The sequence below is a fragment of the Vreelandella arcis genome (assembly GCF_900103865.1).
Taxonomy (GTDB): domain Bacteria; phylum Pseudomonadota; class Gammaproteobacteria; order Pseudomonadales; family Halomonadaceae; genus Vreelandella; species Vreelandella arcis.
Genome location: NZ_FNII01000010.1, coordinates 145,162 through 158,758 on the forward strand (window position 1 = coordinate 145,162; position 13,597 = coordinate 158,758).

Genomic DNA, 13,597 nt, shown 5'->3' on the forward strand with positions numbered 1-13,597 from the left:
CATGGAGCGCCAGAGGCGGCGTTATCAAGCCCTACAGGGATGATTCATGGCCAATTTTAAAAGGCCCTACTTCCCCCGGAGGGCTTACTCCAGCCGTTAGACCCTAGGAGTAACCAACTTCCATGCAATGGGTGGTGTTGTCAGGCGTACTTTATCATCACATGGCGCACAGTAGTGTAGTCTTCTAGTGAGTACATGGACATGTCCTTACCGTAGCCGGATTGCTTCATACCTCCATGAGGCATTTCGTTAACCAGCATAAAATGGCAGTTAACCCAGGTACAGCCATAGCGCAATCGTGACGACACATCCATGGCGCGGCTGACGTCATTGGTCCAGATGGATGAGGCCAACCCGTATTCCGAGTTGTTGGCCCAAGCCACCACATCATCGGACTCATCAAAGCGGGTCACCGAGACCACAGGGCCGAAAACCTCACGCCGCACAATTTCATCGTTCTGGCGGGCGCCGGCAATGACTGTGGGCCGGTAGTAGAATCCCGACCCCTCTGGCTTGCCATTGCCACCGCCGGTGGTGACTTCCATATGAGGCTGCTCCGCCGCCCGCTCCACAAAACTTGCCACGCGTTCCCGTTGGCGTTGAGAAATCAGCGGCGGAATCTCGTTTTCGTCATCATTGCTGCGATTGTAGGCGATGCTGGCAGCGGCGTCAGTCAGCTCCGCTACCAGACGATCGTAGATGCCGGCGCCGGCGTAGACCCGGCAGGCGGCGGTGCAGTCCTGGCCGGCATTGAAGTAACCAAAGGTACGCACGCCCTCGATTACCGCATCGAGGTCAGCATCGTCATAGACAATGACGGGGGCCTTACCTCCCAGCTCGAGGTGAGTCCGCTTTACGCTCTTCGCGGCGTTCGTGAGAATCTTCTTGCCGGTGGCAATATCCCCGGTCAATGACACCATGTCCACCTCGGGGTGGGTTACCAGGGCATTGCCCACGCTTTCCCCCCGCCCCAGCACAATATTCAACACTCCCGGAGGCAGCTCTTCAGCGGCCACCCGGGCCAGCAGAAGGGAAGTCAGCGGGGTCTGCTCCGAGGGCTTGAGTACCACCGTGTTGCCGGCGGCCAGGGCGGGGCTGATCTTCCACGCCGCCATCATCAATGGATAGTTCCAGGGCGCGATGGATCCCACCACCCCTATGGCCTCGCGGCGGATCATGGAGGTATGACCTTCCATGTACTCACCGGCCGCGCTGCCCTGCAGGCATCGCGCGGCCCCGGCGAAGTAACGCAGGCAATCCACCACCGCCGGAATTTCCTCTGCCAGCACGATGTGGTAAGGCTTGCCGCAGTTGAGGGCCTCGAGTGCGGCAAATTCCTCACTCATCTGCTCAATCCGGTCCGCCAGCCGCAGCAGCAGAGTGGAACGTTCGCCCGGGGTGCTTCTGGACCAACCCGGAAACGCCTTGCGGGCAGCAGTCACAGCCTGGTGTACCTGCTCGTCGGTGGCCTCCTGCAGTCCTAGGATTCTGGTGCCGGTGCGCGGATTGAGTATGGGTTCCTCGGGACCGACTCCGTGCACCAGCGAGTTGCCGATGAGCATCCGGATATCTTGGGGAGACTGTCCCCGGAACTGACCAGTTGTATTGGACATCATGGTTTCCTCGTCGTTGTCTCCGCCCCGTCCTACTTGCCTTGGCCAGCGATGGTTTCGCTGCCGCGAGTGAAGTAGTAGGCCATCAGAATGGGTAGAAAGGTTATAATAACTACAAATACTGCCACCACGTTGGTGACCGGCCGTTGCCTTGGGCGCACCAGTTCGCTGAGCATCCAGATGGGCAGGGTTTCCTGCTGACCGGCAGTGAAAGTGGTGACAATGACCTCGTCAAAGGACAGAGCAAAGGCGAGCATGCCTCCTGCCAGCAGTGCGGTTGCCAGATTGGGCAGCAATACGTGGCGAAACGTCTGGAAGCTGTTGGCGCCCAGATCCAGAGACGCCTCCAGCAAGGATGACGAGGTTCGCCGCAGGCGCGCCACGGCATTGTTGTAGACCACTACCACGCAGAAGGTGGCGTGCCCCAGCACTATGGTCCAGAAAGAGAAAGGAATACTGGCAATATCGAAGGCCGAACGCAGGGCAATGCCAGTCACCACGCCCGGCAGTGCAATAGGCAGGATTATCAGCAGTGATAGAACTTCCCGTCCGAAGAAACGGGTACGAGCAACGGCGGCCGCGGCCAGGGTTCCCAGTACAATAGCCGCGCCGGTGGCAATGCAGGCGATCTTAAGGGACAGCATGAAAGCATCCCAGATATCCTGGCGCTCCCACGCCACGGAGAACCATTTCAGGGTGTAGCCTGGGGGCGGAAACTGATAGCTTTTTTCTTCCGTGGTGAAAGCATAGAGAAAAATCAGCAACAGTGGCAGGTGCAGAAATAGCAGACCTGCGATCGCCGCTAGTTTCAGGCGCCGGGGTGCACCGGAACGGTTAAAGCGCATTAAAGGCCCCCATACGTTTGGCAATCCAAAGATAGATGGCCATCACCACGATAGGCACCATGGAGAAGGCTGCGGCCATGGGCAGGTTGCCCGCCGTGCCCTGGTGCACATACACCGCCTGACCGATGAACAGGCGTGACGATCCGACGATCTGGGGTGCAATGTAGTCCCCCAGCGTCAGTGAGAAGGTGAAAATGGAGCCGGCAACAATGCCCGGAAGCGCAAGCGGGAAAATAATCTTGCGGAAGGTCTGACCGGGACGGGCGCCCAGGTCACTGGAGGCATCCAGCATGGAAACGGGTACCCGCTCCAGTGCTGCCTGTATCGGCAGGATCATGAATGGTAGCCATAGATACAGGAATACCAGAAAGGTGCCAATATAACTGAAGGCTAGCGACGGCCCACCAATGACCGGCAGCGACAACAGCGCCTCGATCAGTGGACTGAGACCAACCTTACTGACACCCCAGTTGAGGACTCCCTCGTTGGCCAGGATCAGTTTCCAGGCGTACACCCGCACCAGATAGCTGGACCACAGCGGCAGCATCACCGCAATAAAGAACAGTGCCTTCACCCAGCCCCGGGCATAGCGGGCAGCATAGTAGGCTATGGGGAAAGCGATTATGGCGGAAGTCACCGTCACTGTCGCCGCCATCAGCACAGTGCGCAGCACAATGTCCAGGTTCGATGGCCGCAGCAGCTCCAGATAGGTTTTGAAGGTGAACTCCCTGACGATCCGCCCGGAAAACTCGTCGATGGAATAGAAGCTCTGCACCAGCAGGGCCAGCAGCGAGCCCACGTACACCACTCCGATCCAGAACAAGGGCGGGCCCAGCAACAGCGCTAGCAGAATCGCCGGGCGGCGATAGAACAGATCCGACAGACGCCCCCAAACCCCGCCGCGAGCCGGGGTTACGCTCGCATCCCGGGTGTTCATACCTGCTTCATCCCGTGCATGTCATCCAGACGCCAGCGAACATGTGCCGTCCTGCCCACCACGGGCTCGACGCCCACAGCCGGCATCGCCAAGGCCAGTTCGGTGTCCTTGACCGCGAGAACACAGCGGCGGGTGGCACCCTGATACTGCACGTGGCGCACTTCGCCCGTTACATCAATGGTGCCCGCTTCATCCGAAAGGCCCTCTGGCGCAAGACGTATCTTCTCGGGACGCAGGCTCCAAAGTCCGGAGGGCGCGCCAATGCGCTCACAGAAAGCCGGCTCCAGGATATTCGAGGAGCCCACGAAATCAGCAACAAAGCGGGTCTCGGGACGCTCATAGATATCCACGGGAGTTCCCACCTGTACCACCCTACCCTGATTGAACACTGCCACCCGGTCACTCATGGAAAGGGCCTCACTCTGATCATGAGTGACAAACACGAAGGTAATTCCCAGCTCCCGTTGCAGGGACTTGAGTTCAACTTGCATCTGCTCCCGCAGTTTCAAATCCAGGGCCCCCAGGGGCTCATCCAGCAACAGCACCTTGGGGCGGTTGATCAACGCCCGGGCCAGGGCAACACGCTGGCGCTGCCCCCCGGACAGCTGGCCTGGTTCCCGATCGACGAATTCCGACAGCCGCACCAGTTCAAGTGTCTCTTCCGCTTGGCGACGGCGTTCCTTTTTGCCGACACCACGAATCATCAGACCGTAGGCAACGTTGTCCACAACATTCATATGGGGAAACAGAGCGTAATCCTGAAACACTGTATTGACCGAACGGCGATAGGGGGGAATCCCGTCCACCTGCTCCCCGAAAATGGCAATGTGTCCGGCGGTAGGCTGTTCGAAGCCTGCCACCAGCCGCAGACAGGTAGTCTTGCCGGAGCCAGACGGTCCCAGCATTCCGAAGAACTCCCCTTCATGAACGGTCAGATCCACCTGATCCACTGCCTTGACCGCATCAAAGTGCCGGCTAACACTTGCCAGACTAACTGCGGCTGGAAACGATGCCTCTTGGCTTGATGACACTTGGCGGGCATTTTCTGGCATGGCGATCAACACCGTATTCTGTTGCATAATGAACTCCCTGTGCCGGCACCACAGCGGTGCTGCCGGGAGGCTGGGCTCTGTTTTCTAGCGGCCGCCGAGAATAGCAATGTAATCCGTCACCCAGCGGTAGTAAGGGACACAGCCGGCAGGGTCACTGCAGTTGGAGACAGGAGTACGCCAGAAGCTAATACGGTCAAAGTTCTGCAGGCCGTTGTTCTCGCAACCGTTCTCGCCCAGCAACTCGTTGTCTTTGCAAGCTTCCAGAACCACAGGCACTGAGCCGAACCAGGACGCCAGATCCCCCTGCAGTTTCGGGTTCAGGGAATGCTCCATCCACATGTAGGCGCAGTTGGGGTTGGCAGCTTCGGCGTGCATCATGGTGGTGTCGGCCCAGCCAGTGGCGCCCTCTTTCGGGATCACCGTGGCCACGGGCTCACCCTGAGCCTTGAGGATGTTTGCCTGGAAGGGCCAGGCGGAGGAGGCGATCACGCCCTCGTTGGTGAAGTCATCAATCTGCACAAAAGCATCATGCCAGTAGCGGCCCACGAGTTTACGTTGCTCTCTTAGCAGATCGAGTGCCGCCTTGTACTGCTCCGGGTTGAGCTCATAGGGGTCGTCGATACCCAACTCAGGCTGATGATACTTCAGATACAGAGCGGCATCGGCAATGTAGATAGCACCATCGAACGCCTGTACCCGGCCTACGTTGGATGTGCCATCCGGCAGTGTCATTTCTTCAAATACCACGCGCCAACTTGTGGGTGGCTTGTCCTTGAAAGTCTCGGTGTTGTACATCAGTACATTGGCGCCCCACTGATAAGGCACTCCGTAGTGGGCACCATCCAAGGTGTGCCAGGGAGATTCCTTCAGGCGCTCATCGATGGTGTCCCAACTGGGTATCAGATCGATGTTGATGGGCTGAACACGTTCACCCATGATGATGCGCAGGGAGGCATCCCCGGAGGCGGTGACCAGGTCAAAACCACCCTCGTTCATCAGTGCAACCATCTCGTCCGAGGTACTTGCGGTCTTGACCTGCACCTTGCAGCCGGTCTCCTGCTCAAAACCAGTCACCCAGTCATAGTTTTCGTCTGTCTGGCCCCGTTCGATGTAACCCGGCCAGGCCACAATATTGACCTGACCTTCACCAGAACCAACAGACTTTTTCATATCGGCCGCTGCTGTCATCGTTGTCACCATAAAGGCAGCCGTCACCAGGGAAGTGCAAGCATTTCTCATGATTATTCTCCTGCTCAGAATATCTGGCCGCTATCGGCCCTTCTAATGCCATGCAACATGTAATTTTTTGATTATAGGTAGAGACCCTCATATCGCCACATATAAAAACAGAAAACATATATCGGTATTTCCGATATTATGGGAGGAGAAGAAATTCAGCGAATAACAGAGCCAAGGCAGGGAGAGTAATCGCGGGGAATCCGATGAGTCTGGGGAAGCGGCGTGACACATCGCCCGGACAGGTGTCTTAACGGTGCTGCAGCGGCGGCTACTCCAGGGCCAGGTCGATAAATGCCCGCGCCGGCTCGCTGACCGCGGCACCACGGCGCCAGGCCAACCCCACTTCTACCGGCGGCAGCGGCTCGGCCAGCGCAACACCATCAATGCGGTCTCCCTCCAGGGACCAGGGTCGGTAGACCAGATCAGGTAGCACCGACACTCCGGCCCCGGTAGCCACCAGGCTGCGCACCGCTTCCACGGAGGAGGTGCGCATGGCCATCCCCGTCTTGTGGCTGGCGGCCGTCCATAAGTCAGCAGTGGCAAGACGGATCTCATCGGTATTGAGGAGAATAAAGCGTTCTTCCAGCAGAGCTTCCCGGGAAACCGCAGCGGAACCCGACAGCCGGTGCCCATTGGGCAGCCAAGCACGAAAAGGCGAGGTTTCCATCACCGCGGTATTGAGGGCACCGCGCTCAGACAGGGCCGAAAGGATCAAGATAGCCACGTCCAGTTCACCACTGAGCAGGTAATGTTCCAGGTATTCGGGCGCGTCCTCCACTACTCGCACCGCGGTGGCACCAAAAGCCCGCCGATAACGGGCCAGCAAATCCGGCAGGGCGTAACCGGCAACAATGGAAGTTACTCCGACATTGAGCGTGCCGGAGACCTGAACCTGATCTTCAAAAACGCCCCTGGCGTAGCTGACCTCCGCCAGAATCCGATTTGCATGGCGGAGAAAGGCATGACCCTTGTGAGTGAGCCCCATGCCCCGGGCATGACGCTCCAGAAGCACCACCCCCAGGTCTGCCTCCAAGTCCTTGATTGCTTCGGTGACCGTTGACTGGGACACGGACAAATCCCTGGCGGCGCCGGAAATCGAGCCGACCTCCGAAACCGCCACGAAATAGCGCAATTGCCGAAATGAGAAGCTCATGTCACAGGCCTTTTCCGAATCGTGCCGTTCACTGGCGCTGTTTTCTCTTAGCCGACCAGCCGCTTGCCAATGTCAACGACGTTACTCCGAACTAAAACGAAATCAGAGCTGGCCAATGATGGGCTTAGCGACCGAAACATCCCCATTTTGCCCCGATGCCGCAAATAATGATCCATCAGAACAATGGCCATCAGCACCGAGGTGAGACCGCTTTGACAGGCGATATAGGCCAGTGCCGCCGCGTAAGCCCCCAGCAGCAGGTTGCCGATGACGATAATCCACAACAGTTGGCCTATCGAGAAGGCCTGACCCAGGGTGCCCCCTGCCCACATGGTGGCGGTAAAAAACGTAAAGCCCAGTAGGACGGCAGACGTGGACAGTAGGCCCTTGCGGGCGCTGAAGGGGACTTCACTGAGCGGATAATCAGAGGGGTTCATGGCAGGCTCCTAATGGATGAGTGTCTCCTCTATTCTCTTAATATAGGCAAACCTCGTGCCAAGTGATTATTTAGTGGTTTAAAGGGCTGTCGACGATTAATCCGCGTATTAACGTTTCGACAACGCCGTTGTATTCATCCGCCAATGAATATTGCTGGGGATCCTGTAGCCAATCAAAGCAGACACCAATCAAAAAGCCATGAAACTGACGGCGAGCGCTGGCAGGAGTGAGGTCGGCACGCAAGTTGTCGGCGAGTTGGATCTGTTCAAATAGCTGCTCTACTTGGGCTTCAGCGTGCTCGGAAAGCCGCGTGATCATGCAGATTTTGGGGTGGTCGTCTTCGAGTTTTTCGCAGCGGTGCAGCACGATGGTGGCGGCTCGCTGAAGCGGTAGGTCGTGGCAGATGCCTGCCAGCGAGCGCTGAGCGATCTCACGCAAGCAGTCGATCGGCGTTGCGCCGAGGCGAAGTGCGGCGTCATCGACAATCTCATCCAGCGGGAGTCGCACCCGTTCAAGCAGCGCATCGAACAAGGCGGCTTTATCTTCAAAATGCCAATAGATCGCGCCGCGGGTAACCCCCGCTGCCTGGGCAATATGCGCTAACGTGGTGCGCGAAACGCCCTGGGCGAGAAAGGTGGACTCTGCGGCGTCGAGTATCGTTTCTCGGGTGCGTTCGGCATCGGCCTTACGACGAGACATAGCGATTCCTTACCTTGAAATTATACGGATTCTGGCATTTATGGCTGGCAAAGTCGCCGTTGGGTGATTATTCTACACTGTAACTGACATTCATGTATGTCAGTGAAAGTGTCGGTTGACTCATTTCAACTCAATGCGCTTAAGCATTTTTTGATACAACGCTGAACCCCCGCAAGGAGCTCTTCGTGCCAGTTACCTTTATCCGTGTGCTGCCGGGCCTTATCGCCTTGTTATGGCTCGTTGGCTGTGAGCAACCCCCGGCAGCGCCCGACGATTCGGCACGACCGGTCAAATTGATGACCCTGGAAGCGGCGAATGCGTCGGCGCTGCGGCAGTTCCCGGCGCGGGTGGAAGCCACTACGCGCAGCAATTTGTCGTTTCGCATGGGGGGTGAATTACTCGAACTCAACGTCAGCCCCGGCCAACGGGTAAGCGAGGGTGAGGTGATTGCGCGTATTGATGACCGCAATGCGCAAAGCGAACTAGATAGCGCCCGTTCACGCTTAGAGTTAGCCAAGGCGATGTTAGAGCGCATGCGCTATACACTGGAGCGCGGGGCGGTGAGTCAAGCCCGGTTTGATGAGGCAGAGAGTGAGTGGCGGGCGGCCCGCGCCACTTTTGAGCAAGCCCAAGAGCAGGTCACCCATACGCAGCTTCGCGCGCCCTACGACGGTGTGATTGCCCAGGTGCCGGTGGATAACCGCCAGATTGTCCAAGTGCAGCAAACCGTCGCGGTTATCCAGCAACCGGGGCAGTTAGACGTGGTGTTTCACCTGCCCGAGCAGATCGTTCAGCGCATGCCGCGCAACAACGGCAAGCCCTTCGGCGACGCCTTGGCGTTTGAAGTGCGCTTTGGCGGAAGCAATACCCCCTACCTTGCCCAACTTGCGTCTTACACCACTCAAGCCAGCGCGCAGAGCCTGGCCTACGAAATCACGCTGACGCTTCCCCAACCCGATGACATCACGCTACTCGATGGCATGAGCGCCAATGTGCGCCTGGATTTGAGTGCGTTGCAATCCGATGCGACTCAGCCAGCATGGCACCTCCCACCAGAGGCGGTGAGCTACGCCGGCGATGACCCTGACCAGGCCCAGGTATGGCGCTATGACGATACAGACCACCTTGAGGCAGTGCCGGTAGACGTTGGGCCACTAACCTCAAACGGTCTGCAGGTCAGCGGTGACCTGTCAGCGGGAGATCGTATCGTGGCCGCCGGTGCTCACCGCCTAACCGCAGACACCCAAGTCACCCCGTGGGTAAAAGAGCAGGGGCTTTAATATGGTCGACTACTTCTTACGTCACCGGGCGGCCAGCTATTTAATGACGGTGGTGCTGCTCGCGGGCGGCGCGCTGGCGTTTCTGGGCATGGGGCAGTTGGAGTTCCCCGAGTTCACCATCCGTAACGCCCTGATCACCACCCAATACCCTGGCGCGACGCCGGAGGAGGTGGAGCAGGAAGTCACCTCGACACTGGAAGAGTCGATCCAGGAGATGTCGTCGATCAAACGCGTCAGCTCGGTGAGCTCCGACGGCCTCTCGCAGATTACCGTCGAGCTTGAAAGCACGGTGCAAAACGAAGAGCTGGAGCAGCTATGGGATTCGCTGCGCCGCAAGGTCGAGGATGCCCAGGCAGCGCTCCCCCCGGGGGCCAGGCAGTCGCGCATTAACGACGATTTCGGCGATGTGTTTGGCTTCATGGTCAACCTGACCGGCGAAGGCTACTCCATGCCCGACCTGGCCGACCATGCTGATTTCCTCAAGCGTGAGTTGGCGCTGGTCGAAGGTGTCGAGAAGGTGTCGCTGGGCGGCGAGCACCCAGAACGCATTTATATCGAGGTAGACCGCGAACGGCTGCGCGCGCTGAATATTCCGCTTACCCGGTTGCAACAGCTGCTCGACACGCAAAATGCGGTGGCCGACTCAGGGCACCTTAAACAGGATGGTCGTCGCTTTCGCATTACGCCTACCGGCAGCGCGGCGAATATTGATGATCTGCGCGCGCTGATTGTCAGCGAAGGCGATGGCGAGTTAGTGCGGCTCAGCGATATTGCCGATATAAGCCGCGAACTGGCGGAGCAACCCCAGCAGCTGTACCGCGATATGGGCAGACCAGCGATCTCGCTGGGCATCTCCTTTGAAAGCGGCGTTAACGTGGTCGAGGTTGGTGAACGGCTGCAACAGCGCTTGGCGGAGCTGGAAACTCGCACGCCGCTGGGCATGGAACTGAACGTGGTCTACGACCAGCCTCAGGTGGTCGATGAAGCGGTATCGGGCTTTTTGGTCAGCTTGATACAGGCGGTGGCCATCGTGATTGTGGTGCTGATGCTGTTCATGGGCTGGCGCAGCGGCCTGTTGATGGGCTTTATCCTGCTGATCACCATCATCGGCACCTTTATGCTAATGCGTATCCACGGCCTGCAACTGGAAAAAATCTCGCTGGGGGCGCTCATCATCGCCCTCGGCATGCTGGTGGATAACGCCATTGTGGTGACCGAAGGCATGCTGGTGGGCTTAAAACGCGGCAACACGATTCGCGACTCGGCCCACCAGGTGATCCGCCAAAACGCCTGGCCGTTGCTGGCGGCCACGCTGATTGCGATTGCGGCCTTTGCGCCCATTGGTCTATCGCCGGATACCACCGGTGAGTTTATCGGCTCGCTGTTTTTTGTGCTGCTCTACTCGTTGCTGCTGAGCTGGATTACTGCGCTGACGCTCACCCCCTTCTACTTCAAGCTGTTTTTCCGCAACGTCGCCCCCGGTGATGGTCAGGATGACCCCTATAAAGGCATCGTGTACCGCGCTTTTAGCCGCGTCATTATTACCGGCATTCGTTGGCGCTGGGTCACGCTTTTGCTGGTCGCGGCGATATTAGCGAGCGCAGTGGTCGGCTTTGGCTCGGTTAAAAATGCCTTCTTCCCTGCGTCGAACACACCGATCTTTTTTGTCGATTACCGCACGCCGGAAGGCACGGATATTCTCGAAACCCAGCGCCGGATTAGCGAGTTGGAAGACACCGTCATGCAGATGGAAGGTGTTCGCCATTTGACCACCACGGTGGGCGGAGGCGCGCAGCGCTTTACCCTGACCTATTCGCCCGAAGACCGCTACGCCAGCTATGCGCAACTGATAGTCGAAACCGATGATAAAGCCACTCAGCGTGCACGCATGGCCGAGGTGGAGAAAGAGCTGGAGCGCGACCACAGCGATATCGACTATAAAATCGCCCCGCTGGAAGTCGGTCCCGCACCCAAAGCCAAGTTGGAGGCGCGCTTTTACGGTAGCGACCCCGAGGTGCTGCGCCAGTTGGGCGACAAGGTTGAAGCCATGTTCCGCGCTACGCCGCACATGACCAGCGTGCGCACTAGCTGGCGTAACCGCGTGCAGGTGATTGAGCCGATATTTATGGAAGACACTGCGCGGCGGCTGGGCGTCACCCGCGAAGACCTGGCCGCCACACTCGCCTTGAGTACCAGCGGCAGTCAGGTGGGCGTTTATCGGGATGGCAGCGATTTGATTCCCATGGTGGCGCGGGCGATCCCCGAGCAGCGCCACGACGCGGATAACCTTGGCTCGCTCAACGTATGGAGCCAGGAACTGGGGCGCTATATTACCGCTGACCAGGTGATCAACGATATCACGACCCAGGTGGCTGACCCGCTGATCAAGCGCCGTAACCGGGAACGTATGCTGGCGGTATATGGCGAACCGCACCCGTTAAGCGGCGTAACGGCGGCGAGCGTACTGGCCGAGATCCGTCCGGAGGTGGAAGCGTTGGATCTACCACCGGGGTACCGGTTGGAGTGGGGCGGCGAGTATGAAACCGCTGGCGAGGCGCAAAGTGGATTGTTCTCCTCGCTGCCGCTGGGGCTGGTGATGATGTTTATTATCACCGTGGTGCTGTTCAACAACTTCCGCCAGCCGCTGGCCATCTGGTCGCTGGTGCCGCTGACGATTATCGGCGTGGTGGGCGCGCTGCTGCTGACCGGCTTGCCGTTCTCGTTCATGGCGCTGCTCGGCACGCTGAGCTTGATCGGGATGGTAATCAAGAACGCCATCGTGCTGGTGGAGGAAATCAACGTACAGCTGCCGCTGCATCAGGACCGTTACCACGCGGTGGTGCGAGCGGCCGTCAGCCGCGTTCGCCCGGTCGCCATGGCCGCCTTGACCACCATGCTGGGCATGATCCCGCTGATCAGCGATGCCTTCTTCGCCAGCATGGCGGTCGCGCTGATCGGTGGCCTTGGCGTCGCCACCCTGTTAACCCTGGTGGTGTTGCCGGTGGTTTACTGCGTACTCTACCGGATTAAGATTCACGCGGATAAATAACCCCCCGAGATTACCTCTTTCATCACCGCCGTGGCTTAACCAAGCCACGGCGGTGATGATCATCGCAGGCTCGATACTGCTCCTTGCCCGCCAAGATTCACTGCACCTAATCACTCTCCCTATTAGACATCCAAGAACGTTTCCTACGCTTAAGGAATGAGTGATCGGGCAGAAATTGGAGGGTTATGATCAGAATACAATTCAGAAAAATCATTTAAGACGATAACTCATGTTAAGTTTTGGGGTTTTTATCATTTTTCACATAGGTATTTTTTATAAGCTTTTAATTTATATAAGGATTATTTTTCATTAGCATAATTAATGAAAATAATTTTTTTACCTCAGACTAAAGTCTATTCATTTCAGGCCGATACATACCTTGCTCTAAAAAATATCGGTAAGTTTAAGTAATCTAAAGTCGCTAGTCTGTTTCTAGCTAGATTACATAAATTACCAGTAGCTAATGGATGTAGCCTGGAGGCATTCCGCACTATGAACCGTGTACTTAGTAATATCTCAGTCAAAATGGGGTTAACCCTTGTTTTAGTCATTTTTTCATTGTTAATAATAATTATTGCGTTTCTTGGTTATCGGGCGGGCGAAGAGGGCAGCACTTCGCTTCAACAGTTTGACCTTACAGGTGATCGAACCTTGGCACTCAGCCGAAGCCAGCGATCCATTGCCTATGCGCAGCTTTTTTATGTCAGTAGTTTCGAAGAAGCGGAAAAAGGTAATGACCGTTCAGCTCAAGAATACTTAAGCCAGGCGCAAACCGCTCAACAGGTTGCGCAAGATTACTTTGCAGAGTTTCAAGCAACCAGCCCCGAGTCAGCGCTTGCGGAAACGGTGATGGCAAACTATGAAAGCTTGGTACAGCAGGGGCTTATACCGCTAGAGGAGTCGTTAGAGACGGACGATGAAGTTGAGTTTAACAATGCGAGGGACGTAGCCAGTGATCCTGGATTCATAGAATAACCGCAGCACTTTGGATCACACAGTAGAGGAAGGAGGGCCAGCGCCGGTACCCTCTCGACTTTACCGACCAAAGTGAAGCAGAGCATGGGATACCGACAGCTGACCCAAGCCCAACGATACCAAATTTTTGCTTATCTTGAGACCGGCATCAGCCAGCGACAAATAGCCAAGGCTATTGGGGTGCACAGCAGCACCATTAGCCGGGAGATAAAGCGCAATGGGCTTACGACTGGCTATGCGCCCGAGCAGGCGCAATCGAGAAGTGATCAGCGCCGACGCAGCGCCTGGAAAGTGACGAAGCGCCTGCCAAGCCTGAT

The 13,597-nt window shown here is 57.3% G+C and carries 11 protein-coding genes and 1 pseudogene; 4 read left to right on the plus strand and 8 right to left on the minus strand.

Translation table 11 applies throughout. The annotated features are described in order from the left end of the window. Nucleotides 1-140: 140 nt before the first annotated feature. From BLR97_RS13440 to BLR97_RS13475, 8 genes and pseudogenes are all read right to left on the minus strand, one after another. Entirely contained in the window at nucleotides 141-1,616 is a 1,476-nt protein-coding gene (locus BLR97_RS13440) for a gamma-aminobutyraldehyde dehydrogenase (protein ID WP_340147941.1), read from the minus strand. 29 nt (nucleotides 1,617-1,645) lie between these two features. Next, nucleotides 1,646-2,458 (minus strand): ABC transporter permease, encoded by an 813-nt coding sequence (locus tag BLR97_RS13445; RefSeq protein WP_089707040.1) that lies wholly within the window; start codon nucleotides 2,456-2,458, stop codon nucleotides 1,646-1,648. Further along, nucleotides 2,448-3,395: an ABC transporter permease gene (locus tag BLR97_RS13450; protein ID WP_089707041.1), complete on the minus strand. Its 948-nt coding sequence runs from the start codon at nucleotides 3,393-3,395 to the stop codon at nucleotides 2,448-2,450. Before BLR97_RS13450 ends, BLR97_RS13445 begins: the two co-directional genes overlap by 11 nt. After that, entirely contained in the window at nucleotides 3,392-4,474 is a 1,083-nt protein-coding gene (locus BLR97_RS13455; protein ID WP_244511309.1) for an ABC transporter ATP-binding protein, read from the minus strand. The genes BLR97_RS13450 and BLR97_RS13455 overlap by 4 nt, the downstream gene beginning before the upstream one ends. Nucleotides 4,475-4,531: 57 nt before the next feature. After that, complete coding sequence (locus tag BLR97_RS13460) at nucleotides 4,532-5,686, minus strand: ABC transporter substrate-binding protein (protein WP_089707042.1); 1,155 nt, start codon at nucleotides 5,684-5,686, stop codon at nucleotides 4,532-4,534. A 268-nt stretch (nucleotides 5,687-5,954) separates the two neighbouring features. Continuing rightward, nucleotides 5,955-6,839 carry a LysR family transcriptional regulator gene (locus BLR97_RS13465; protein WP_089707043.1) on the minus strand — a complete coding sequence of 295 codons (885 nt, stop codon included), beginning with the start codon at nucleotides 6,837-6,839 and terminating at the stop codon, nucleotides 5,955-5,957. Between the two features lie 188 nt (nucleotides 6,840-7,027). Then, nucleotides 7,028-7,276 (minus strand): annotated as a pseudogene (locus BLR97_RS13470) (cytosine permease); the annotation flags it as partial. A gap of 70 nt (nucleotides 7,277-7,346) precedes the next feature. After that, nucleotides 7,347-7,976 (minus strand): TetR family transcriptional regulator, encoded by a 630-nt coding sequence (locus BLR97_RS13475; protein ID WP_089707044.1) that lies wholly within the window; start codon nucleotides 7,974-7,976, stop codon nucleotides 7,347-7,349. Nucleotides 7,977-8,161: 185 nt separating this feature from the next. On the opposite strand from BLR97_RS13475, the gene BLR97_RS13480 reads away from it, so the two are divergent. From BLR97_RS13480 to BLR97_RS13495, 4 genes are all read left to right on the plus strand, one after another. Further along, complete coding sequence (locus tag BLR97_RS13480; protein ID WP_089707045.1) at nucleotides 8,162-9,256, plus strand: efflux RND transporter periplasmic adaptor subunit; 1,095 nt, start codon at nucleotides 8,162-8,164, stop codon at nucleotides 9,254-9,256. A 1-nt stretch (nucleotide 9,257) separates the two neighbouring features. Continuing rightward, entirely contained in the window at nucleotides 9,258-12,305 is a 3,048-nt protein-coding gene (locus BLR97_RS13485) for an efflux RND transporter permease subunit (protein ID WP_089707046.1), read from the plus strand. A gap of 492 nt (nucleotides 12,306-12,797) precedes the next feature. Then, a complete protein-coding gene (locus BLR97_RS13490) occupies nucleotides 12,798-13,280 on the plus strand; it encodes a Tar ligand binding domain-containing protein (RefSeq protein ID WP_089707047.1) in 483 nt (160 codons plus the stop codon). Nucleotides 13,281-13,364: 84 nt separating this feature from the next. Continuing rightward, nucleotides 13,365-13,597 (plus strand): helix-turn-helix domain-containing protein (locus BLR97_RS13495; protein WP_139172950.1); only part of this gene is annotated, 233 nt, incomplete at its 3' end.

Excerpts from the sequence above, each read along its gene's own strand:
- BLR97_RS13440 (WP_340147941.1), bottom strand. The coding sequence starts at position 1,616 with ATGATGTCCAATACAACTGGTCAGTTCCGGGGACAGTCTCCCCAAGAT.
- BLR97_RS13445 (WP_089707040.1), bottom strand. The coding sequence starts at position 2,458 with ATGCGCTTTAACCGTTCCGGTGCACCCCGGCGCCTGAAACTAGCGGCG.
- BLR97_RS13450 (WP_089707041.1), bottom strand. The coding sequence starts at position 3,395 with ATGAACACCCGGGATGCGAGCGTAACCCCGGCTCGCGGCGGGGTTTGG.
- BLR97_RS13455 (WP_244511309.1), bottom strand. The coding sequence starts at position 4,474 with ATGCAACAGAATACGGTGTTGATCGCCATGCCAGAAAATGCCCGCCAA.
- BLR97_RS13460 (WP_089707042.1), bottom strand. The coding sequence starts at position 5,686 with ATGAGAAATGCTTGCACTTCCCTGGTGACGGCTGCCTTTATGGTGACA.
- BLR97_RS13465 (WP_089707043.1), bottom strand. The coding sequence starts at position 6,839 with ATGAGCTTCTCATTTCGGCAATTGCGCTATTTCGTGGCGGTTTCGGAG.
- BLR97_RS13475 (WP_089707044.1), bottom strand. The coding sequence starts at position 7,976 with ATGTCTCGTCGTAAGGCCGATGCCGAACGCACCCGAGAAACGATACTC.
- BLR97_RS13485 (WP_089707046.1), top strand. The coding sequence starts at position 9,258 with ATGGTCGACTACTTCTTACGTCACCGGGCGGCCAGCTATTTAATGACG.
- BLR97_RS13490 (WP_089707047.1), top strand. The coding sequence starts at position 12,798 with ATGAACCGTGTACTTAGTAATATCTCAGTCAAAATGGGGTTAACCCTT.